We start from the raw sequence: 20,340 nt of genomic DNA, 5'->3' as shown, positions 1-20,340 counted from the left end.
CCTTCCAGGAGTACGAGAACCACCGCCACTCGTGCGGTGTGATCACCCGTCGAGCCTAACCGGCGACAGGTCCTTGCCGCTGGTTTCTCCGACTCCCTGTTCCAACCGCTGGGCTCAGGCGTATCTCGCTGACGAAAATCCGCGCCACCATGTCGGCGGCATGGTTCACTCACCCGGACCCTGCCATCACCACAAGGGAAGGCCGCCCGTGCCCCATGAGGTAGATCAGTCGTTCCTGGCCCTCCCGCTGCGGCCCCTCGCCGACGCGGCGCTCGCCCGCGCGCGGGCGCTCGGGGCCGCGCACGCCGACTTCCGCTTCGAGCGGGTGCGCAGTGCCACCTGGCGGCTGCGGGACGCCCGGCCGGCCGGGGCGTCGGACAGTACCGACCTCGGGTACGCGGTGCGGGTGGTGCACGGCGGGGCGTGGGGGTTCGCCTCAGGGGTGGATCTGACGATGGACGCCGCGGCGAAGGTGGCCTCGCAGGCCGTCGCCATGGCGAAGCTGTCGGCGAAGGTGATCGCGGCCGCGGGTTCCGACGAGCGTGTGGAGCTCGCCGACGAGCCGGTGCACGGGGAGCGGAGCTGGGTGTCGGCGTACGACGTCGATCCCTTCGACGTGCCGGCCGGGGAGAAGGCGGGGCTGCTCGCCGAGTGGAGCGCCCGGCTCCTGCGGGCGGAGGGCGTCGCGCATGTGGACGCCTCGCTGATGACCGTCCACGAGAACAAGTTCTACGCGGACACGGCGGGCACGGTCACCACCCAGCAGCGGGTGCGGCTGCACCCGCAGTTCACCGCGGTGGCGGTGGACGCGACGAGCGGCGAGTTCGACTCGATGCGCACGATCGCGCCGCCGGTCGGGCGCGGCTGGGAGTACCTGACCGGGACCGGCTGGGACTGGGACGCGGAGCTGGAGAGCATCCCCGCGCTGCTGGCCGAGAAGATGCGCGCCCCGGGTGTCGAGGCGGGGACGTACGACCTGGTGGTCGACCCGTCCAACCTGTGGCTGACCATCCACGAGTCGATCGGCCACGCCACCGAGCTGGACCGGGCGCTGGGGTACGAGGCGGCGTACGCCGGGACCTCGTTCGCGACCTTCGACAAGCTGGGGAAGCTGGCGTACGGCTCCCCGGTGATGAACGTGACGGGCGACCGCACGGCCGAGCACGGGCTCGCGACGATCGGTTACGACGACGAGGGTGTCCAGGCCCAGTCGTGGGACCTGGTGAAGGACGGCACGCTGGTCGGTTACCAGCTGGACCGCCGGATCGCGAAGCTGACGGATCTGGGCCGGTCCAACGGGTGCGCGTACGCGGACTCGCCGGGTCATGTCCCCGTGCAGCGCATGGCGAACGTGTCGCTGGCGCCGGATCCCGGCGGCCTCTCCACCGACGATCTGATCGGCGGGGTGGAGCGCGGGATCTACGTGGTCGGCGACCGGTCCTGGTCCATCGACATGCAGAGGTACAACTTCCAGTTCACCGGGCAGCGGTTCTTCCGGATCGAGAACGGCAGGCTCGCCGGGCAGTTGCGCGATGTCGCCTACCAGGCGACGACGACGGACTTCTGGGGCTCGATGGAGAAGGTCGGCGGTCCGCAGACGTACGTCCTGGGCGGCGCCTTCAACTGCGGCAAGGCCCAGCCGGGCCAGGTGGCGGCCGTCTCGCACGGCTGCCCCTCCGCCCTCTTCCGGGGCGTGAACATCCTCAATACGACGCAGGAGGCCGGACGATGAGCGGCGTGCACGGAACCGGCCGGAGGTCCGGGGGTCGCCCCCCGGGACAGCACAGTCTCAATACGACGCAGGAGGCCGGACGATGAGCCTCGTCAGCAAGCCGTACGAGATCGTCGAGCGCGCGCTCGAACTGTCCACCGCCGACGGCTGTGTGGTCATCGCCGACGAGGAGTCGTCGGCCAATCTGCGCTGGGCGGGCAACGCGCTCACCACGAACGGGGTGACCCGGGGCCGCACACTCACCGTCATCGCCACGGTCGGCGGGGCCGAGGGCACCGCGTCCGGCGTGGTGTCCAGGTCCGCCGTCACCGCGGCGGACCTGGAGCCGCTGGTGCGGGCCGCCGAGACCGCCGCGCGCGGGGCCGGGCCGGCGGAGGACGCGCAGCCGCTGGTCACCGGGGTGCGTGCCTCGCCCGACTTCACGGACGCGCCCGCGGAGACGGACTCCGATGTGTTCGCGGCGTTCGCCCCCGCGCTCGGCGACGCCTTCGCGCGGGCCCGGTCCGGCGGCCGTGAGCTGTACGGCTTCGCCAACCACGAGATGACCTCGACCTACCTCGGTACGTCGACGGGGCTGCGGCTGCGCCACGACCAGCCGAACGGGACGCTGGAGCTGAACGCCAAGTCGCCCGACCGGGTGCGCTCGGCCTGGGCGGGGCGTGCGACCCGCGACTTCAAGGATGTCGACCCGGCCGAGCTGGACGCCGAGCTGGCCCGGCGACTGAGCTGGGCTCAGCGGCGTATCGAGCTGCCGGCCGGACGGTACGAGACGCTGCTGCCGCCGACCGCCGTCGCCGATCTGCTGATCTACCAGCTGTGGTCCTCGACCGCCCGGGACGCCGCGGAGGGCCGGACGGTGTTCTCCAGGCCCGGTGGCGGCACCCGGCTCGGCGAGACGCTGTCCGCGCTGCCGCTGACGCTGTGCAGCGATCCGCACGCGCCGGGTCTGGAGTCGGCGCCGTTCGTCGTCGCCCACTCCTCCGGGGACGACGCCTCGGTCTTCGACAACGGGCTGCCGCTGGCCCGTACCGACTGGATCAGGGACGGCCGGCTGGAGCAGCTGACGACCACCCGGCACACGGCGGGCCTGACGGGGCTGCCGCTCGCCCCGGCGATCGACAACCTGGTCCTGGAGGGCGGCGGCGAGCGGTCCCTGGACGAGATGGTGGCCGCCACGACCGGCCGCGGACTGCTGCTGACCTGCATGTGGTACATCCGCGAGGTCGATCCGGCGACGCTGCTGCTGACCGGGCTGACCCGCGACGGGGTGTATCTCGTGGAGGGCGGCGAGGTCGTCGGCGAGGTGAACAACTTCCGCTTCAACGAGTCCCCGGTGGACCTGCTGTCGCGGGCCGCCGAGGCGGGACGTACCGAGAGGACGCTGCCGCGCGAGTGGGGCGACTGGTTCACCCGGGCCGCGATGCCCGCGCTGCGCATCCCGGACTTCAACATGAGCTCGGTGAGCCCGGGGGTGTGACCCGCCTAGACTGGCTGTCGCAATTCGATACACGTATCGACACACGTATCGATACACGTATCGACACACGTAGCTGAGGAGACACGGAACCGTGACGGACATCGTCGACGAGCTGAAGTGGCGCGGGCTGTTCGCCCAGTCCACTGACGAGGACGCACTGCGCAAGGCTCTCGCGGACGGTCCCGTCACGTTCTATTGCGGCTACGACCCCACCGCGGCGAGTCTGCACGTCGGCCATCTGGTGCAGGTGCTCACCATGCGCCGGCTCCAGCAGGCCGGTCTGCGGCCGCTCGCCCTGGTGGGCGGGGCCACCGGCCAGATCGGTGACCCGCGCCCGACCGCCGAGCGCACACTGAACGACCCGGAGACGATCGCTGCCTGGGTGGCGCGGCTGCGGTCCCAGATCGAGCCGTTCCTGTCCTTCGAGGGCGAGAACGCCGCGGTCATGGTGAACAACCTGGACTGGACCGCGGGCATGTCCGCGATCGAGTTCCTGCGGGACATCGGCAAGCACTTCCGGGTCAACAAGATGCTCACCAAGGAGTCCATCGCCCGCCGGCTGGAGTCCGACGAGGGCATCAGCTACACCGAGTTCAGCTACCAGCTGCTCCAGAGCATGGACTTCCTGGAGCTGTACCGGCGTCACGGCTGCACCCTCCAGCAGGGCGGCAGCGACCAGTGGGGCAACCTCACCGCGGGCCTGGACCTGATCCACCGTCTGGAGCCGGGGGCCGAGGTGCACGCGCTGGCGACCCCGCTGATGACCAAGGCGGACGGGACCAAGTTCGGCAAGTCCGAGAGCGGCGCGGTCTGGCTGGACCCGGAGATGACGACGCCGTACGCGTTCTACCAGTTCTGGCTGAACGTCGACGACCGGGACATCTCCCGCTACATGCGCATCCTCAGCTTCCTGAGCCCCGCCGAGCTGGAGGAGCTGGAGAAGGTCACCGAGGAGCGGCCGCAGGCGCGGTCGGCGCAGCGCGCGCTGGCCGAGGAGCTGACGACGCTGGTGCACGGCGCGGACCAGTGCGCCGCGGTCATCGCCGCGTCGAAGGCGCTGTTCGGCCAGGGTGAGCTGGGTGCGCTGGACGAGGCGACGCTCGGCGCGGCGCTCTCCGAGGTGCCGCACGCCCGGGTCACCGAGCTGGGTCCGCTGGTGGACCTGCTGGTGGAGGTCGGTCTGGCGCCGAGCAAGTCGGGTGCGCGCCGCACCGTCAAGGAGGGCGGCGCGTACGTGAACAACGTCAAGGTCGCCGACGGCGAGGTGGCACCGGCCCGTGAGGAGCTGCTGCACGGGCGCTGGCTGGTGCTGCGCCGGGGCAAGAAGAACCTCGCGGCCATCGAGGTCACGGCCGGCTGAGCCTTCACGAGGAACGGCCGCGGCCGTTCGGTGCCCGGCGGTCCTCAGGTTTTCTGTCGCTTGGTACCGCGGATCGACGCCCAGAGCATGTCGCCGACGCCGACCACCACCACGGCACCGATGAGCTGGAGCACATGGCGCGTCCAGTCGATGCCCTTGGTGTCGTTGACACCGAGCCAGGTGGCGACAGCGTTGCCGAGGATGCTGCCGATCATGCCGAAAATGATCGTCAGCCAGAGCGGGATCTGCTGCTTCCCCGGCAGGATCGCCTTCGCGATCAGGCCGAGGACCAGGCCCACGATGATTGCCCACAACCAGCTCATACCGCCTCCTCGTGCGACGCGGTGTCGCGATGTCCGATCAGTCTCGGCGCCGGGCGTGTATCCCGCATGCCGGAGGGGTCCGAACGTGCGGCTGGAGCGGTTTCACGGCGCGCCCCGGTCTCGAACGCGCCGGATGCCGGGCGTACCGTGGGAGCGGTCCGGTCCGGGGAGCGTCCGGCGCGAAAGCGGGGTCTCCCCCAGTGTCCGCGCGGGCTCGGGGAAGATTGGTGGAGACGGGATGCGGAAGCGGAGCGATGCGGAGGTCTTCCGGATCACGGGTGCCCGGCAGGGTCTCGCGGAGGATGTGCGCGGCAGGCAGCGGCGCTATGTGATCTCGATGTCGGTGCGCACGCTTTCGGTCGTCGCCGCGGCGGCCCTGTGGAACGTGGAGCGCTATGTGGCGATCGTGGGGCTGGCGCTGGGCGTTCTGCTCCCGTACGTCGCCGTCGTCATCGCCAACGCGGGCCGCGAGAACAGCCCTGCGCTGCCCTCCACCTTCGTCCCGGCCCCGACGCTGCCGGCGCTCGGCACCGCACCGGTGGCAGGCCCGGCCGAACCGGGTCCGGAGGCGGGCCAGAGCTTCCGCGCCTCGGATCCGCAGGGGCACGGCTGAGCCCGTGCGCCCCGATATCGACCGGATTCACGGCGGATTCAAGCTCAAGAAAAGCTCAGATCAATCATGAAGTTCCAGTGCACCGCACCCCGGTCTGCGTGACATACTTCAAAAGCGCTCCGCATCCCCCGTCGGAGCGACGGACCGACGCCGGGCAGCTCCCCCCGTGGCTGCTCGGCGTCGCCTTTTCTCCGGCAGGGGATGCGTCAGGTTCAGCCGCCCCGGCGGCCGGCCCTAGGGTTGAGTCCGTGAACTCCCCTGAATCCGCCCCCGGGAACGCCGCCGAAGCCCCCGTCTGCTCCGCCAAGGGCTGCCGTGCCGACGCCGTGTGGGTGCTTGCCTGGAACAACCCGAAGCTGCACACCCCGGACCGCCGCAAGACCTGGCTGGCCTGTGACGAGCACCGGGAGCATCTCTCCTCGTTCCTGGATGTGCGGGGCTTCCTCAAGGATGTGGTGACGCTGGCGGAGTGGGAGTCACCGGACTCGCCCCGCTAGGGCGCGCTACCCGCCGATCGCCGACATCGGACGGTCGGGCTGGAGGAACGAGGGGTCGTCCAGGCCGGAGCCGGCCTTCTTGCCCCACATCGCGAGCCGCCAGATCCGGGCGATCTCCTTGTCCGGCGCCTCCGACCGCAGTGCGCCGCGCAGGTCGGTCTCCTCGCGGGCGAACAGGCAGGTGCGCACCTGTCCGTCGGCGGTGAGCCGGGTACGGTCGCAGGCCCGGCAGAACGGCCGGGTGACGGAGGCGATGACGCCGACCCGGTGGGGTCCGCCGTCGACCAGCCAGCGTTCGGCGGGGGCGGAGCCGCGCTCGTCCCGGCCCTCCGGGGTGAGGTCGAACCGGGTGCGCAGCGAGTCGAGGATGTCACCTGCCGTGATCATTCCGTCGCGCTTCCAGCCGTGCTGTGCGTCGAGCGGCATCTGCTCGATGAAGCGGAGCTCGTAGGCGTTGTCCACGGCCCAGGCGAGGAGGTCGGGGGCCTCGTCGTCGTTGAGTCCCGGCATCAGGACGGTGTTGACCTTGACCGGGGTGAGCCCGGCTTCCCGGGCGGCTTCGAGGCCGGCCAGGACGTCGTGGTGCCGGTCGCGGCGGGTGAGGGTCTTGAACACGTCGGGGCGCAGGGTGTCCAGCGAGACGTTGACCCGGTCGAGACCGGCGGCCGCGAGCGCGGCGGCGGTCCGCTTCAGCCCGATGCCGTTGGTCGTGAGTGACATCTTCGGGCGGGGCCCCAGGGCCGCGCACTGTTCGACGATGGAGACGAGTCCGGGGCGCAGCAGCGGCTCTCCGCCGGTGAAGCGGACTTCGGTGATGCCGAGCTGTGTGACGGCGATGCGGACGAGCCGGACGATCTCGTCGTCACTCAGCAGGTCCGGCTTGGCCAGCCACTGCAGGCCCTCCTCGGGCATGCAGTACGTACAGCGCAGGTTGCACCGGTCGGTGAGTGATACGCGCAGGTCGGTGGCGACCCGGTCGTAGGTGTCGATGAGCATGGCGGGCCCCCTCCTCCGGCTGACTTCCCGGTTGCGGTTGCTGACTCTTTCGAGACTACGCGAGACGTGTGACATCGCAGGGGCTCGTTTGGCACGAGGTACGGCGCGGCCGCGTCGTAGGACTCTACGACACGGCCGCGGGAAAGGATCGGTACGAGAGACGGACTCCTGGGTGAGCTCCTGGTCTCAGTGGGCTCCGATGCCGGTGAGGGACTTGACCTCCAGCTCGGCGTACTTGCCCTTGTCGGGCTCCTCCTTCGACAGGAGGGAGCCGACCCAGCCGAGCAGGAAGCCCAGCGGGATGGAGATCAGGCCGGGGTTCTCCAGCGGGAACCAGGCGAAGTCGACGCCCTTGAACATCGAGGTCTTCTCGTTGCCGGAGACGACTGGCGAGAACAGCACCAGGATCACCGAGCCGGCCAGACCGCCGTAGATCGACCACAGTGCGCCCTGGGTGGTGAACCGCTTCCAGAAGAGGCTGTAGAGGAGGGTCGGCAGGTTGGCCGAGGCGGCGACGGCGAAGGCGAGCGCCACCAGGCCGGCGACGTTCATGTCGCGGGCGAAGGCGCCCAGCAGGATCGCGGCCGCGCCGATGAAGACGGTGGCCCAGCGGGCGGCCCGCATCTCCTCCTTCTCGCTGGCCTTCCCCTTGCGGATGACATTGGCGTAGATGTCGTGCGCGAAGGAGGACGAGGAGGCGAGGGTGAGGCCCGCGACGACGGCGAGGATGGTGGCGAAGGCGACGGCGGAGATGACGGCGAGCATGATGGCGCCGCCGGTGCTGCCGACCCCGCCGAGGTACTCGGCGAGTTGCGGGGCCGCCGCGTTGCCTGCCGGGTTCTTGGCGATGATCTCCTTCGGGCCGATGAGGGCCGCGGCGCCGAATCCGAGCGCGATCGTCATCAGGTAGAAGCCGCCGATGATGCCGATGGCCCAGTTGACGGACTTACGGGCGGCCTTGGCGGTCGGCACGGTGTAGAAGCGGATCAGGATGTGCGGCAGGCCCGCGGTGCCCAGCACCAGGGCGATGCCGAGGGAGAGGAAGTCCAGCTTCGAGGTGCCGGTGGCCCCGTACTTGAGTCCGGGCTGCAGGAACGACGCGCCGTGGCCGCTCTTCTCGGCGGCGGTGCCCAGCAGGTCGGAGACGTTGAAGTTGAACTTCCACAGCACCATGAAGGTCATCAGGATGGCGCCCGCGATGAGCAGCACGGCCTTGACCATCTGCACCCAGGTGGTGCCCTTCATCCCGCCGATGGTGACGTACACGATCATCAGTACGCCGACCAGCGCAACGATGAGGATCTTTCCCGCGTCGCTGGTGATGCCGAGGAGCAGGGAGACCAGCACACCCGCGCCGGCCATCTGCGCCAGCAGGTAGAAGATCGAGACGATGATCGTGGAGACGCCCGCCGCGGTGCGCACGGGGCGCTGCCGCATCCGGTAGGCGAGGACGTCGCCCATGGTGTAACGGCCCGAGTTGCGGAGCGGTTCGGCCACCAGCAGCAGGGCCACCAGCCAGGCGACGAGGAAGCCGATCGAGTAGAGGAAGCCGTCGTATCCGAAGAGGGCGATGGCTCCGGCGATGCCGAGGAACGAGGCGGCGGACATGTAGTCGCCGGAGACCGCGAGTCCGTTCTGGAAGGCGGTGAACTGGCGGCCGCCGGCGTAGAAGTCGGAGGCGCTCTTGGTCTGCCGGCCGGCCCAGACGGTGATGCCGAGGGTCGCCGCGACGAAGACCGCGAAGAGCGTGATGATCAGCGGCCGGTGCTCGGTGGTGGAGGAGGCGGCGAGCACGGCGGTGTGGGAGTGGTACGCGGCGCTCATGCGTCGGCCTCCATACGGGACTTGATGGCCTCGGCCTTCGGGTCCAGCTTCGCGTTGGCGTGCCGCGAGTAGAACCAGGCGATGAGGAAGGTGGTGAGGAACTGGGCGAGACCGAAGACGAAGGCGACGTTGAAGTTGCTGTACACCTTGGTGCCCATGAAGCCGCCGGCGTAGTTCGACAGCAGCACGTACAGCAGGTACCAGAGGACGAAGGCAATCGTCAGCGGGAAGGCGAACGAGCGGTGCGAGCGGCGCAGTTCGCCGAATTCCGCGCTCTCCTGCTCCGCGATGAACGCCTCGGTCGTGGGCTGGGCCGGCCCTTTGTCCGTACTGCCCTCGGGCGGCGGTGCATCGGTAGCCACGGAATCTCCTCGCGACGCGGGTGCGGTAGTGGTGGGGACGGTGGATTTCATTGCGAACCTCGGTATCGGGGGGTGGTGGTGCGCCTCCCCTGACAACGGCACGCGGCGCGCGGCGAAGCGGTTCACCACTCTTGCGCCCTTCTCCGGGTCACCCCTTCGGACGCCTCGACGGAGACGGGTTCTCGTGAACTCATTGATGAGCCGGGATGATCAGCGATAGCTTCACTCGTCATGTACGCGACTGGACACGCCCGTGTCCGGTCCACTGACACGGATGAAGTGGAGACCCCATGGATCATCTGGGATCCAGACGGACGCGCGCACTGGCGCTTCCCGTCGGATTGGCCCTCACCGTCTCGCTCGGCTTCCTGCCGACGAGTGCCGCGACCGCCTCGCCGGTCGACGGCAGGACCGCGGCGGCGGTGCCGGCCGACGGACCGAAGCTGTCGTACGTGGTGAATACGCGGGCCGGTCACGGCACCGTCAAGCAGGTGCGCAAGGAGGTGGAGCGGGCCGGCGGCACGGTGGTGACCACCTACGACCGGATCGGTGTCCTCGTCGTCCACTCGCAGAACCCGGACTTCGCGCGGTCCATACGCAGGGTCAGGGGCGTGGATTCGGCGGGCGCCACCCGTACCAACCCGATCGTTCCGCAGGCCACCAAGGACATCGGGGTCGAGCAGCCGCTCACCGCGCAGGAGGAGCGGGGCGCCGCGGCGCGGGCGACGGCGGACCAGGACCCGCTGGAGCCGCTCCAGTGGGACCTGCCCGCCATCAAGGCGGACAAGGCGCACCAGAAGTCGCTGGGCAGCCGGAAGGTCACGGTCGCGGTCATCGACACGGGTGTCGACGACACCCACCCGGACCTCGCACCGAACTTCGACCGGGCCGCCTCGGCGAACTGTGTGACCGGCGCACCGGACACCACGGCCGGCTCCTGGCGTCCGAATGCGGGTGAGAGCCCGCACGGCACCCATGTCGCGGGCACCATAGCCGCCGCGAAGAACGGTATCGGGGTGACGGGTGTCGCACCGGGGGTGAAGGTCGCCGGTATCAAGGTGGCGAACCCGGACGGGTACTTCTACACCGAGTCCATAGTCTGCGGCTTCATGTGGGCGGCCGACCACGGCGTCGATGTCACCAACAACAGCTATTACACCGACCCGTGGCTGTTCAACTGCAAGGATGATCCGGACCAGGGCGCACTGGTCGAGGCGGTCGCGCGTGCCACCCGGTACGCGGAGCGCAAGGGCACGGTCAATGTCGCCGCTTCGGGCAACTCGGCCGAGGACCTGGCGGCCGACACGATCGAGGACTCGACCAGCCCGAACGACGGCGACACGGTCACCCGGACGATCGACCCGAAGAAGTGCTTCGACATCCCGACGATGCTGCCGGGTGTCGTGACGGTCTCGGCGACGGGAGCGAAGGGGCTGAAGGCCTCGTACTCGAACTACGGGAACGGCGTCATCGACGTGGCCGCCCCGGGCGGCGACTCGACGGTGTACCAGACCCCCGCGCCGCCCGCGACGAGCGGCCTGATCCTGTCCACGCTGCCGGGCGGCGCGTACGGCTACATGGCCGGTACGTCGATGGCCTCCCCGCATGTCGCGGGAGTCGCCGCCCTGATCAAGTCGACGCACCCGCACGCGTCGGCGCTCGCGGTGAAGGCGCTGCTGCTGGCGGGGGCCGACGCCACCGCGTGCGGCGCGCCGTACGACATCGACGGTGACGGCACCGTCGACGCGGTCTGCGAGGGCGGCAAGCACCGCAACGGCTTCTACGGAGCCGGTGTGGTGAACGCCCTGAACGCGGTCCGCAGGTAGCGGGTCCGGTACGGGGGCCGGTGATCTCGCCGGCCCCCGTACCGGCCGGCTCACGGCTTGATGAGGACCTTCAGCGCGGTGCGCTCGTCCATCGCCTTGTAGCCGGCCGGGACCTCGTCGAGGCCGATGGCCAGGTCGAAGACGGGCGACGGGTCGATGGTGCCGGACAGGACGTCGGGGAGCAGCTCCGGTATGTAGGCGCGTACGGGGGCGACCCCGCCGCGCAGGGCGATGTTCCGGTCGAACATGACGCCGAGGTCCAGTCCGGTGCCGCTGCCGTGCGGTACGCCGACGTAGCCGATCGAGCCGCCGTCACGCGTGATGCCGACGGCCGTGCGCATCGACTGCTCGGTGCCGACGGCCTCGATCACCGCGTGGGCGCCCTCGCCGCCGAGCAGTTCCCGTACGGCGGCGACGGCCGCGTCGCCGCGCTCGGCGACCACGTCGGTGGCGCCGAAGGTGCGGGCGATGTCGGTGCGCGCGGTGTGGCGGCCGAGCGCGATGATCCGTTCGGCGCCGAGCCGCTTGGCGGCCATGACGCCGCACAGGCCGACTGCTCCGTCACCGACGACGGCGACCGTGGTGCCGGGCTTCACACCGGCGCCGACGGCCGCGTGGTGGCCGGTGCCGAGGACGTCGGAGAGGGCCAGCAGCGCGGTGAGCAGCCGGTCGTCGGAGGCCGCGGCGGACGGCAGCTTGACCAGGGTGCCGTCGGCGAACGGGACGCGGACGGCCTCGCCCTGCCCGCCGTCGGAGCCGACCGAGCCCCAGAAGCCGCCCTGCGGGCAGGAGGTGGTCAGGCCCTCGGCGCAGTAGGCGCAGGTGCCGTCGGACCAGACGAAGGGGGCGACGACGAGGTCGCCGACGGCGAAGCCGTTGACCCCGGAGCCGGCCTCCTCGACAATCCCGAGGAACTCGTGGCCGATCCGCTGGCCGGGCTGCCGGGCGGACTCGCCGCGGTACGCCCACAGGTCGCTGCCGCAGATGCAGGCCCGCAGGACCCGGAGCACCACATCGGTGGGCTGCTGGATCGCCGGGTCCGGGACCTCCTGCACGCGGATGTCGTGGGGGGCGTGGATGACGGTGGCGCGCATGCGTGGGAGTCCTTGCTGGTCTCAGATGCTGATACTCCGTCCACGGTACGCCCCGGGGCCCGTACCGGGCCGTCGCGCACCCGGGGCGAGCGCTCCGAGGGTCAGCAGGAGCTGGGCCGCCACGTAGGTGAGCATGACCCAGAAGTCGGGTGCGGGCAGCTGCGGCCGGTCGGCGATGCCGGTGGCGATCAGGGCGTCGGAGATCAGGAAGAGCGCGCCGCCGGCGGCCGCGTACCGGCCGAGGACGCCGGACCGGTAGGCCATGGCGGTGAGCAGCAGGCTGTAGCCCGCCAGCGGGAACCGCAGACCGGCCGGCAGCCCGCCCCAGATCAGGGCGGTGAAGACGGCCAGGGCGGCCGCGTACAGGATCGCGGGCAGCAGCGCGCCGCGGGCCCGTCCGAAGAGCCGCAGGTAGCAGAGGTGCCCTGCGGCGAAGCCGCCCATCCCGAGGAGGAAGGCGAGGTCGGCATCAGCCAGCAGGAGCACGTCACCGACCCAGCCGCAGAGCAGTGCCGCGATCAGCAGCCGGGGCGCGTCCCGGGCGGCGGCGTACCCGGCCAGCAGCGGCATCAGCAGCGGCTTGGCGACTAGGTGCGCGATGCCGATGTCGGCGAGGACCGCGACGAGGTCGACGGCGCAGACGGCGAGGAAGGCGATGAGCAGGGGGCGTACGAGACGCTCCCGCCGGTCCGGGAACGGGCCGGCGCTCATCCGGTGCGCTCGCGCACGGTGGCGGTCGCGGGGGCGGTCGCGGGGGCGGCGGCAGGCGTGGCGGCGCCGGGCGGCTGCCAGCCCGGCCCGCGGAAGACCCGTCCGGCCCGCTCGCCCCAGCTGCCCGCCGCGCGTACGTCGCGGGCGATGGCGGCGTACTCGTGGGTGGCGACCCGCAGCGGGTTGAACGTGTCGATGTTCTTGGTGAGCCCGAACACGGGCCGTTGCGACTCCGCCGTGAAGGAGCCGAACCACCGGTCCCACACGATCAGGATGCCGCCGAAGTTCCGGTCGAGGTAGCCGCCCTGGGAGGCGTGGTGCACCCGGTGGTGGGAGGGCGTGTTCAGCACGTACTCGAAGGGCCTGGGCAGCTTGTCGATGCGTTCGGTGTGCACCCAGAACTGGTACACGAGATTGGCCGATGAGCAGAAGGCGAGCGCCGCCGGGTGGACACCGCAGGCGATCAGCGGGAGGTAGAACGGCCAGACGGTCAGCGAGGTCCAGGGCTGGCGCAGCGCGGTGGAGAGGTTGAACTTCCGGCTGGAGTGGTGCACCACGTGGCAGGCCCAGAGGATCCGGATGACGTGGTGGCCCCGGTGGGACCAGTAGTAGAGGAAGTCCTGCCCGAGCAGCATCAGCGGGACGGTCCACCACAGGACGGGCACGCGCAGCGGGGTGAGTTCGTACACCGCCGAGTAGATCGCGACGATGGGCACCTTCCACAGCAGGTCGAAGGCCAGGCTGCCCAGCCCCATGGTGATGCTGGTGGCGGCGTCCTTCGCCTCGTAACCGGCGGCCTCCTCGTCGGGGTGGAAGTGGTGGAGCGCCATTTCCAGGACGGTGAGCAGGACGAAGGCCGGTATGGACCAGAGCACTACATCGGGCAGGTTCGTCGGCATGTCAGCACCGTAGAGCCGCAGGTCGGCCCGCGACCAGACGTTGTTACCAACAAGTATGCGAGACGCGCTGTCAGCGATCTTTGGTGACTTCCGACAGCACGGCCGTCGTACGATCCCTCCACCAGGGTCCGACAGGGGGAGGAACTGCGGTGCAGGGTCTTGAGGTTGCGCTGGTCCGGCTCGCGACGACGGTGCTCGGCACGGTGGCCAGATCACTGCTCACACCGAAGCCCGGCGCGGGCCTGGTCCCGGACCCGGTGCGCCCGCTCCCCCGCCCGGCGAGGCCGGACCGGCTGGCGAAGGTGCTCGGCGGCCGGCTGGAGGCGGCGTACGCCGGCCTCCCGGAGCACGAGCGGCTGGCGGCCGTGGAGGCGGTCAAGGACACCTTCGCGGCGGCGGACGCGCTGACGGCGGACCGGCTGTTCGCCGTGAACCTCGATCCGGAGCGGCTGGCGGCCGGGTTCCCGGCGCCCCCGGCGGGACTCTCGGAGCGTGCGGCCGGACTGTACGGGGAGCTCCTGGGCCGGTGCTGCGCCCATGTGGTGGAGCAGCTGACCGCCGAGCCGTCGTTCATGGCGCGGACGGCGGTGGAGCAGATGCGCGAGGCCGGACGGACCCGGGAGCTGGTGGAGGACGTACGGGAACGGCTCGGCCCGCGCCCGGACGCGGCGGCGCTGGACTTCGAGCGGCGGTACACGGAGTTCATTGCCGCGACGCACAGCCGGATGGGGCTGTTCGGACTGACGCTGGGGCGGTCGGCGGGCGAGTGGCCGCTGGAGACGGCTTACATCAGTCTGGCGGTGAGTTCCGAGGAGACCGGCCCGTCCTGGTCACCGGGGTCCGTACCGGAGCGGGTCACCGTCGAGATCGAGCAGGCTCTCGCCGAGACCAGCCGGTTGCTGCTGCGCGGGCCGGCCGGATCGGGCAAGAGCACCCTGGTGCAGTGGCTGGCGGTGAACGCCGCGCGGCAGACGTTCGACAGCGATCTGGTGGACTGGAACCGCTGTGTGCCGTTCGTCCTGCGACTGCGCGCGTTCACGTCGGACGAGAAACTGCCCGGCCCGGAGGACTTCCTGCGTGCGACCGGCGTCCCGCTGCACGGCGCGGCGCCCGCCGGCTGGGCGGATCGGCTGTTGTCGCAGGGCCGGGCGCTGGTGCTGGTGGACGGGGTCGACGAGGTCCCGATGCGGCTGCGCAACCGGACCGAGCGCTGGCTCAAGGACCTGATCGTGGCCTACCCGCAGGCCCGGTACGTGGTGACAACCCGGCCGTCCGCCGTCCCGGACGGGTGGCTCGGGCAGCAGGGCTTCGTCGCGCACTCGCTGCTGCCGATGGAGCGGGACGACATCCGCGCGTTCATCGGACACTGGCACGACGCGGCCCGGCTGGAGTGCCCTTCCCAGGAGGAACGCGATCAACTGGACGTGTACAAGGCGTCGTTGCGCCGTGCGGTCGGACTGCGCCGGGACCTCGGCCGACTGGCGACGAACCCGCTGATGTGCGCCCTGCTGTGCGCCCTGAACCGGGACCGGCGGATGCAGCTGCCGCGTGCCCGCAAGGAGCTGTACGACGCGGCGCTGGACATGCTGCTCGTACGACGGGACACGGAACGCGAGATCGTGAACGTCGAAGGGGTCGACCTCACCCGCGAGGAGCAGACGGCCCTGCTCCAACGGCTGGCGTACTGGCTGATCCGTAACGGTCAGTTGCAGGCGGACCGCACGGAGGCGGTCGAAAAGACGGCGCAGTGGCTGCGGGCGATGCCGCAGGTCCGGGGATCGGCCGAGCAAGTGTTCTCGCATCTGCTGATCAGGAGCGGCCTGCTGCGCGAACCAGCCCCGGGCGCCGTGGACTTCGTGCACCGGACGTTCCTGGACTACCTGGGCGCGAAGGCAGCAGTGGAGGCGCGCGACTTCGGGATGCTGGTGCGCAACGCCCACGACGACGGCTGGGACGACGTGGTCCAGATGGCGGTGGGGCACGCCAGGGCGGACGAACGGGCTTCATTGCTGCGCAAGTTGCTGCAGCGCGCAGACCAGGAACCCGAGCACGAGCACCGGCTGGTGCTGCTGGCGGCGGCGAGTCTGGAACACGCGCCGGAGCTGGACCCCGACGTGCGCAAAGAGGTGGCGGCTCGCACCGAGGGAATGCTTCCGCCCCTCACGCCGGAGGACGTGGAGGCCCTGGCGAAGGTCGGCGAACTGGTTCTGGGGCTGCTGCCGGGCCCCGACGAGGTGGACGGGTACGAGGCGGCCGCGATCGTCAGAACGGCCGCGCAGATCACGGGCGACGCCGCGTACGAGGTAGTGGCCCGCTTCCGGGACGATGAGAGATGGCCGGTCGTACCGGCCGTCTCCGAGGCGTGGAGTTCCTTCGACGCGGACCTGTACGCACGGGACATCATGGCGGCCGGCTCCTGGGACGACGCATACGCCTATGTGCAGAGCACCGCCCAGCTGGCGGCCCTGCGTCACATCCCGTGCGCGAGGCGGATACACCTTCGGGGCGATCACCAGGACTTCTCGTCCGTGACGTCGCGGACGGACGTGGAACGGCTCTTCGTCTACCACAACCGGGACCTCGACGACCTGAGCGAGATCGCGGCCATGTCCGGACTGCGCGAGCTGGCCGTCAGCATGTGCCCCTGGGTCGAGGATCTCAGTCCGCTGGTGAGGCCCGGTCTGGAGTGGCTCTCACTGATCGAGCTGCATCCCGCGCTCGGTCCCGGTCCGCTCGGGGACATGCCCGACCTCCGTCAGCTGACGCTCGGCCATCCGTTCCTCGTCGAGAGCATCGGCGAACTCCCTGTGTGCCAGAAGGTCACCAGCCTCCTTCTGGACCGGCAGACCCGGTACGTGAACCTGGAAGGCCTTGAGCACTGGCCGAAACTGCGTGAACTGGCCCTGAGCGGCGTCACCCAGCTGCGACAACTGGCAGGGATGCCGCAGCTGAATGGCCTGGAGTCCCTCAGTCTTCGGGAAGTGTCACCGCTGGACCTGGGCGTGCTCGCTCCCGTCACGGGACTGCGCACGCTCACCCTGTTCCAGTGCCGGATACCGGACGGGCTTGAACCGCTGCGCGACGTGGCCGGCCTCACCTCGCTCGTCATCGAGTCGTACTTCGGTGCCGCAGACCTGACGCCGTTGAGCGGCCTGACCGATCTGACCATCACGCTCGCGTACGGCAGCCGGGCCACCGGCACCGAGCTCTTCCCGCCCGAGCGGATCGTGCGCAAGGAACGGAGTTAAACCCCCGCCGCCCCCAGCAACTCCCCCGCCGCATACGTCACGGCCATCGCCAGCGCTCCCCCACCCATGTTCCGCAGCACCGCCGGGCCCACCGCCGCCTCGCCCAGCCGGGCGCTCCACCAGCCCGTCAGGGCCAGCGCGGCGAGCACCGAGAGCACGGTCACCAGCAGCCGCAGCGACATCGGGGGCAGCACGATCGCCAGCAGGGGCAGCAGCGCACCCACCGTGAACGCGAGGAAGCTGGCGCCCGCCGCGTGCCAGGGGTTCGTCAGGTCGTCCGGGTCGATGCCCAGCTCGACCTCCGCGTGGGCGCGCAGCGCGTCGCGTTCGGTGAGCTGGACAGCGGCCTCGCGGGCGACCTCGTGGCTCAGCCCCTTGCCCTCCAGCAGTCCGGTGAGCTCGGCGAGTTCCTCCTCCGGCATCTCCTGGAGCTCGCGCTTCTCCGTGGCGAGTGCGGCCTTCTCCGAGTCGCGCTGGGTGGAGACCGACACGTACTCACCCGCGGCCATCGACATGGACCCGGCCAGCAGCCCGGCCAGGCCGGCGGTCAGCAGGGTGCCGCGGTCGTCGGTGGCCCCGGCGACGCCGACGACGAGGCCGGCGGTGGAGACCACACCGTCGTTGGCCCCGAGCACGGCGGCGCGCAGCCAGTTCAGCCGTGCGCCCATACCCGTGCCGTGCGGTTCGTGGTGCGCCTGGGGATCGCTCATCCGGGGATGATCTCACCTAGGGCCTTTCGTTTGGATCAGGCCGGGCTCGCGTGCCCTGGTGCCGCACCTCGCGGCGTTGTCACCAGACGCGTACCGACCCGCCCGGCGCGAACGCGGGACTGGTCGCGCCCGCGGGGACCTCCTTCAGGGGTTCGGCGATCTCCTGGACCGTCGGGCCGACGCGGGCGGCGATCCGGTCGAGGGCGGCCAGGTCGAATCCGTAGACGCGGGCGGCGTTGCCGCCGGTCATGGCGGCGATCTCGGCGGGCGGCAGCCCGGCGTACGCGATCCGCAGGCCTTCGCGTGAGTACGGGGCGGTGCCCTCGTCGTGCGGGTAGTCGCTGCCCCACATGATCTTGTCGAGGCCGATCCGGTCGCGTAGCGGCACCTCGTGCGGGCGCATGAAGCTGGCGCCCACGTAGCAGTTCTCGCGCCATACCTCGCTGGGGCTCGCGCCCATCGAACCGGCCAGCCCCGCACCGAACTTCGACTCCGCCGTGGCCGCCCGGGAGGCCGACGCGACGAGTCGGCCGTGGTAGTAGTCGAGCATCTCCATGATGCCCGGGATCCAGCCGGAGCCCTGTTCGGTCAGGACGAGCCTGAGTCCGGGGTGGCGGCGGAACGCGCCGCCGAAGATCAGGTGCCACAGGGCCCGGTGCGAGAACCAGGTGGTCTCCACCATGAAGACGGCGCGGGCCGCCGGTTCGTCGCCCAGTGGCGGGGAGGCGGAGCCGCCGTGGTGGTTGACCGGTACGTCCAGCTCCGCGCAGACCGCCCAGAGCGGGTCGTACGCCGGGGAGTGCAGCTCCGGGACGCCGGAGCCGGGTGGGGCGCCGGGCAGCAGGATGCCGCCGGTGAGTCCGGCCTCCTTGGTGCGGCGGACCTCGCGGGCCGCCTCGTCCGGGTCGTTGAGGAGGATCTGCGCGACGCCCGCGCGCCGGCCGGGCGCGGCCGCGCAGAAGTCGGCGAGCCAGCGGTTGTGGGCGCGCAGCCCGGCCCAGCGCTGCTCGTACTCCGCCCGGGAGGGCGCGGGTGCCATCAGGGAGGCGGAGGGGAAGAAGGGCGGGACGGTGTTGGGGAAGACGACCTCGGCGACGATGCCGTCCGCTTCCTGTTCGGCGAGGCGGCGGTCCGAGTTCCAGTTGCGGTCGGCGGTGTCGGCCACCAGGTCCTCGTACGGGTTGACGTAGGTCGCCGCCCAGGCGTCGAAGTCGTCGTGGTGCGCCGACTCCAGGTACGGCCGGTAGTCGAGGAGGTCGGCGCCGGCGTGGCAGTCGGCGGAGATGACGGTGTAGCGGTCCGTCGTGAAGCCCTCAGGACCCGTCATGACGCCCTCAGGACCCGCCGTCACGCGCCCAGGCTCCGTCACCGCACCCTCGGGGCCCGTCACGACGTCCCCAGGACCGGGAAGTCGTGGTCGGTCAGCCAGTGCCTGCCGACCTCGCGCGAGCGGGCCCAGGAGGCCTCGACCGCGCTCTGGTCGGCGCTCTGGCCCAGGTCGGCGGGGGTGGGGCCGATGCGCGCGGCGAGCGGGGCGAGCTTGTCCGTGTCGAAGCCGAAGACCTCGGCGGCGGCCAGGCCGAGCATCCGGCGGGTCTCGGTGACGGGGATGTCGTGGAAGGTGTCGCGCAGCCAGTTCGCGGTGTTCGGCCAGGTGCCCTCGGGGTGCGGGAAGTCGCTGCCCCAGAGGATGTTGTCGACGCCGATCTCGTACCGCTGGGCGAGCTCGCGGCGTTTGGTGTTGGTGGCGCAGATGAACACCTGGCGGTCGAGGTACTCGTGCGGCGGGCGCTTCAGTTCGGCGAACGGGGAGAGTTTCTTGCCGCCGTGGGCGCCGAGGTAGAGGCGGTCCATGAACCAGAGCAGGTTGGGCAGCCACCAGCAGCCGGACTCGGCGACGCCGAACCTGAGCCCGGGGTGGCGTTCGAAGGCGCCCGACCAGAGGAGGAACCAGAGCGGGCGCGACGGCCACCAGGTGACCTCGGAGACGTAGATCCCGAGGTGGTCGCCGTACTCGTGGCGCGGGGCCGCGCCGGAGTGGGTGACGATCGGCATCCCGGTCTCGGCGGCGGCCGCCCAGACGGGGTCGTAGCGGCGGTCGTGGTAGGGGGCCTTGTCCACCCACATGGAGGGGATCATCAGCGCGCCGAGGCCGGACTCCTTGGCCCGGTGGATCTCGGCGACGACCCGGCCGGTCTCGCCGGTGACGGGCAGCAGGGCGACCCCGCAGTGGCGTTCGGGGTGCTGCGAGACGAAGTCGGCCAGCCAGCGGTTGTGGGCCTGCGCTCCGGCCATGCCCAGCTCCGGGTCCTGGTCGCCGGAGAGGCCGAGGCCGACGCCGAAGGGGGCCGCGGTACGGCTGTCGACGGCGTCGGCGTCGGGGAAGACGACCTCGGCAGCCACCCCGTCGCCGTCGAGTTCCTTGAGCCGCTGTGTGGAGTCCCAGCCGCCCCTGAGGCCTTCCTCGTTGTCCTGGAACCACTTGTCGGCGAAGGCCTCGTTGCGGACCCCGAGGCGGGTCATCTCCTCGCGGCGGCGGTCGCGGCCGGCGAGGAAGTCGTCGAACTCCCGGTGGAAGCGGCTGTCGAGGTAGGGCCGGTACTCCTCGGTGGGCAGTCCGGCGTGGCAGTCGGAGGAGATGATCAGGTACGGGTCGTCAGCGGTCATG

Annotated in this window: 17 protein-coding genes; 7 read left to right on the top strand and 10 right to left on the bottom strand. The window is 70.8% G+C overall.

Annotation, left to right across the window (positions count from 1 at the left end):
• Positions 1-208: 208 nt before the first annotated feature.
• The 3 genes from AB0I52_RS04245 to tyrS all read left to right on the top strand — a co-directional run bounded on the left by AB0I52_RS04245 (position 209) and on the right by tyrS (position 4,569).
• Positions 209-1,732: a TldD/PmbA family protein gene (locus tag AB0I52_RS04245; protein ID WP_363068729.1), complete on the top strand. Its 1,524-nt coding sequence runs from the start codon at positions 209-211 to the stop codon at positions 1,730-1,732.
• Positions 1,733-1,814: 82 nt separating this feature from the next.
• Entirely contained in the window at positions 1,815-3,209 is a 1,395-nt protein-coding gene (locus tag AB0I52_RS04240) for a metallopeptidase TldD-related protein (RefSeq protein ID WP_363068727.1), read from the top strand.
• Between the two features lie 91 nt (positions 3,210-3,300).
• A complete protein-coding gene (tyrS, locus tag AB0I52_RS04235) occupies positions 3,301-4,569 on the top strand; it encodes a tyrosine--tRNA ligase (RefSeq protein WP_363068725.1) in 1,269 nt (422 codons plus the stop codon).
• A 44-nt stretch (positions 4,570-4,613) separates the two neighbouring features.
• On the opposite strand, the gene AB0I52_RS04230 is transcribed toward tyrS, so the two are convergent.
• Positions 4,614-4,892, bottom strand: coding sequence for a GlsB/YeaQ/YmgE family stress response membrane protein (locus tag AB0I52_RS04230; RefSeq protein WP_363068723.1), 279 nt, complete (start codon positions 4,890-4,892; stop codon positions 4,614-4,616).
• A gap of 238 nt (positions 4,893-5,130) precedes the next feature.
• Here AB0I52_RS04230 and AB0I52_RS04225 point away from each other — a divergent pair, with 238 nt between their 5' ends.
• Together AB0I52_RS04225 and AB0I52_RS04220 are read left to right on the top strand one after the other, a co-directional pair.
• The gene (locus AB0I52_RS04225; protein WP_363068721.1) at positions 5,131-5,505 is read left to right on the top strand and encodes a DUF3099 domain-containing protein; all 375 of its coding nucleotides are present in this window, start codon (positions 5,131-5,133) and stop codon (positions 5,503-5,505) included.
• Between the two features lie 248 nt (positions 5,506-5,753).
• Positions 5,754-6,002 (top strand): hypothetical protein, encoded by a 249-nt coding sequence (locus tag AB0I52_RS04220; RefSeq protein WP_363068719.1) that lies wholly within the window; start codon positions 5,754-5,756, stop codon positions 6,000-6,002.
• Between the two features lie 6 nt (positions 6,003-6,008).
• Here the strand turns inward: AB0I52_RS04220 and moaA are convergent, their stop codons facing one another.
• The 3 genes from moaA to AB0I52_RS04205 all read right to left on the bottom strand — a co-directional run bounded on the left by moaA (position 6,009) and on the right by AB0I52_RS04205 (position 9,184).
• On the bottom strand, positions 6,009-6,998 hold the full coding sequence (moaA, locus tag AB0I52_RS04215) for a GTP 3',8-cyclase MoaA (RefSeq protein WP_363068717.1): 990 nt from the start codon (positions 6,996-6,998) through the stop codon (positions 6,009-6,011).
• A 186-nt stretch (positions 6,999-7,184) separates the two neighbouring features.
• Positions 7,185-8,822, bottom strand: coding sequence for a cation acetate symporter (locus AB0I52_RS04210; protein ID WP_363068715.1), 1,638 nt, complete (start codon positions 8,820-8,822; stop codon positions 7,185-7,187).
• Positions 8,819-9,184, bottom strand: a complete 366-nt coding sequence (locus AB0I52_RS04205) for a DUF485 domain-containing protein (protein ID WP_363068713.1) — start codon at positions 9,182-9,184, stop codon at positions 8,819-8,821. The genes AB0I52_RS04210 and AB0I52_RS04205 overlap by 4 nt, the downstream gene beginning before the upstream one ends.
• A gap of 290 nt (positions 9,185-9,474) precedes the next feature.
• On the opposite strand from AB0I52_RS04205, the gene AB0I52_RS04200 reads away from it, so the two are divergent.
• Complete coding sequence (locus AB0I52_RS04200; protein ID WP_363068711.1) at positions 9,475-11,010, top strand: S8 family serine peptidase; 1,536 nt, start codon at positions 9,475-9,477, stop codon at positions 11,008-11,010.
• 50 nt (positions 11,011-11,060) lie between these two features.
• On the opposite strand, the gene AB0I52_RS04195 is transcribed toward AB0I52_RS04200, so the two are convergent.
• From AB0I52_RS04195 to AB0I52_RS04185, 3 genes are read right to left on the bottom strand one after another with little or no spacing between them, the layout of a single operon-like run.
• The gene (locus AB0I52_RS04195; protein ID WP_363068709.1) at positions 11,061-12,104 is read right to left on the bottom strand and encodes a zinc-dependent alcohol dehydrogenase family protein; all 1,044 of its coding nucleotides are present in this window, start codon (positions 12,102-12,104) and stop codon (positions 11,061-11,063) included.
• 21 nt (positions 12,105-12,125) lie between these two features.
• A complete protein-coding gene (locus AB0I52_RS04190) occupies positions 12,126-12,815 on the bottom strand; it encodes a lysoplasmalogenase (protein ID WP_363068707.1) in 690 nt (229 codons plus the stop codon).
• Entirely contained in the window at positions 12,812-13,714 is a 903-nt protein-coding gene (locus AB0I52_RS04185; protein ID WP_363068705.1) for a sterol desaturase family protein, read from the bottom strand. The genes AB0I52_RS04190 and AB0I52_RS04185 overlap by 4 nt, the downstream gene beginning before the upstream one ends.
• A gap of 149 nt (positions 13,715-13,863) precedes the next feature.
• Between AB0I52_RS04185 and AB0I52_RS04180 the strand changes: the two genes are divergently transcribed.
• Positions 13,864-16,962 (top strand): NACHT domain-containing protein, encoded by a 3,099-nt coding sequence (locus tag AB0I52_RS04180; protein WP_363068703.1) that lies wholly within the window; start codon positions 13,864-13,866, stop codon positions 16,960-16,962.
• Here the strand turns inward: AB0I52_RS04180 and AB0I52_RS04175 are convergent.
• The 3 genes from AB0I52_RS04175 to AB0I52_RS04165 form a co-directional block, all read right to left on the bottom strand.
• Positions 16,959-17,672, bottom strand: a complete 714-nt coding sequence (locus tag AB0I52_RS04175; protein WP_363068701.1) for a VIT family protein — start codon at positions 17,670-17,672, stop codon at positions 16,959-16,961. The genes AB0I52_RS04180 and AB0I52_RS04175 overlap by 4 nt on opposite strands.
• A gap of 79 nt (positions 17,673-17,751) precedes the next feature.
• Positions 17,752-18,999 carry an amidohydrolase family protein gene (locus tag AB0I52_RS04170; protein WP_363068699.1) on the bottom strand — a complete coding sequence of 416 codons (1,248 nt, stop codon included), beginning with the start codon at positions 18,997-18,999 and terminating at the stop codon, positions 17,752-17,754.
• Positions 19,000-19,058: 59 nt separating this feature from the next.
• Positions 19,059-20,339, bottom strand: a complete 1,281-nt coding sequence (locus tag AB0I52_RS04165; protein WP_363068697.1) for an amidohydrolase family protein — start codon at positions 20,337-20,339, stop codon at positions 19,059-19,061.
• Position 20,340 lies beyond the last annotated feature (1 nt).

This window comes from Streptomyces sp. NPDC050423 (assembly GCF_040655445.1).
Taxonomy (GTDB): Bacteria; Actinomycetota; Actinomycetes; order Streptomycetales; family Streptomycetaceae; genus Streptomyces.
The sequence above is the reverse complement of the archived record's forward strand: the minus strand, read 5'-3'. Positions and strand labels throughout refer to the sequence as shown.

Excerpts from the sequence above, each read along its gene's own strand:
- AB0I52_RS04240 (WP_363068727.1), top strand. The coding sequence starts at position 1,815 with ATGAGCCTCGTCAGCAAGCCGTACGAGATCGTCGAGCGCGCGCTCGAA.
- AB0I52_RS04230 (WP_363068723.1), bottom strand. The coding sequence starts at position 4,892 with ATGAGCTGGTTGTGGGCAATCATCGTGGGCCTGGTCCTCGGCCTGATC.
- AB0I52_RS04225 (WP_363068721.1), top strand. The coding sequence starts at position 5,131 with ATGCGGAAGCGGAGCGATGCGGAGGTCTTCCGGATCACGGGTGCCCGG.
- moaA (WP_363068717.1), bottom strand. The coding sequence starts at position 6,998 with ATGCTCATCGACACCTACGACCGGGTCGCCACCGACCTGCGCGTATCA.
- AB0I52_RS04210 (WP_363068715.1), bottom strand. The coding sequence starts at position 8,822 with ATGAGCGCCGCGTACCACTCCCACACCGCCGTGCTCGCCGCCTCCTCC.
- AB0I52_RS04200 (WP_363068711.1), top strand. The coding sequence starts at position 9,475 with ATGGATCATCTGGGATCCAGACGGACGCGCGCACTGGCGCTTCCCGTC.
- AB0I52_RS04195 (WP_363068709.1), bottom strand. The coding sequence starts at position 12,104 with ATGCGCGCCACCGTCATCCACGCCCCCCACGACATCCGCGTGCAGGAG.
- AB0I52_RS04190 (WP_363068707.1), bottom strand. The coding sequence starts at position 12,815 with ATGAGCGCCGGCCCGTTCCCGGACCGGCGGGAGCGTCTCGTACGCCCC.
- AB0I52_RS04185 (WP_363068705.1), bottom strand. The coding sequence starts at position 13,714 with ATGCCGACGAACCTGCCCGATGTAGTGCTCTGGTCCATACCGGCCTTC.
- AB0I52_RS04175 (WP_363068701.1), bottom strand. The coding sequence starts at position 17,672 with ATGAGCGATCCCCAGGCGCACCACGAACCGCACGGCACGGGTATGGGC.
- AB0I52_RS04170 (WP_363068699.1), bottom strand. The coding sequence starts at position 18,999 with ATGACGGGTCCTGAGGGCTTCACGACGGACCGCTACACCGTCATCTCC.
- AB0I52_RS04165 (WP_363068697.1), bottom strand. The coding sequence starts at position 20,339 with ATGACCGCTGACGACCCGTACCTGATCATCTCCTCCGACTGCCACGCC.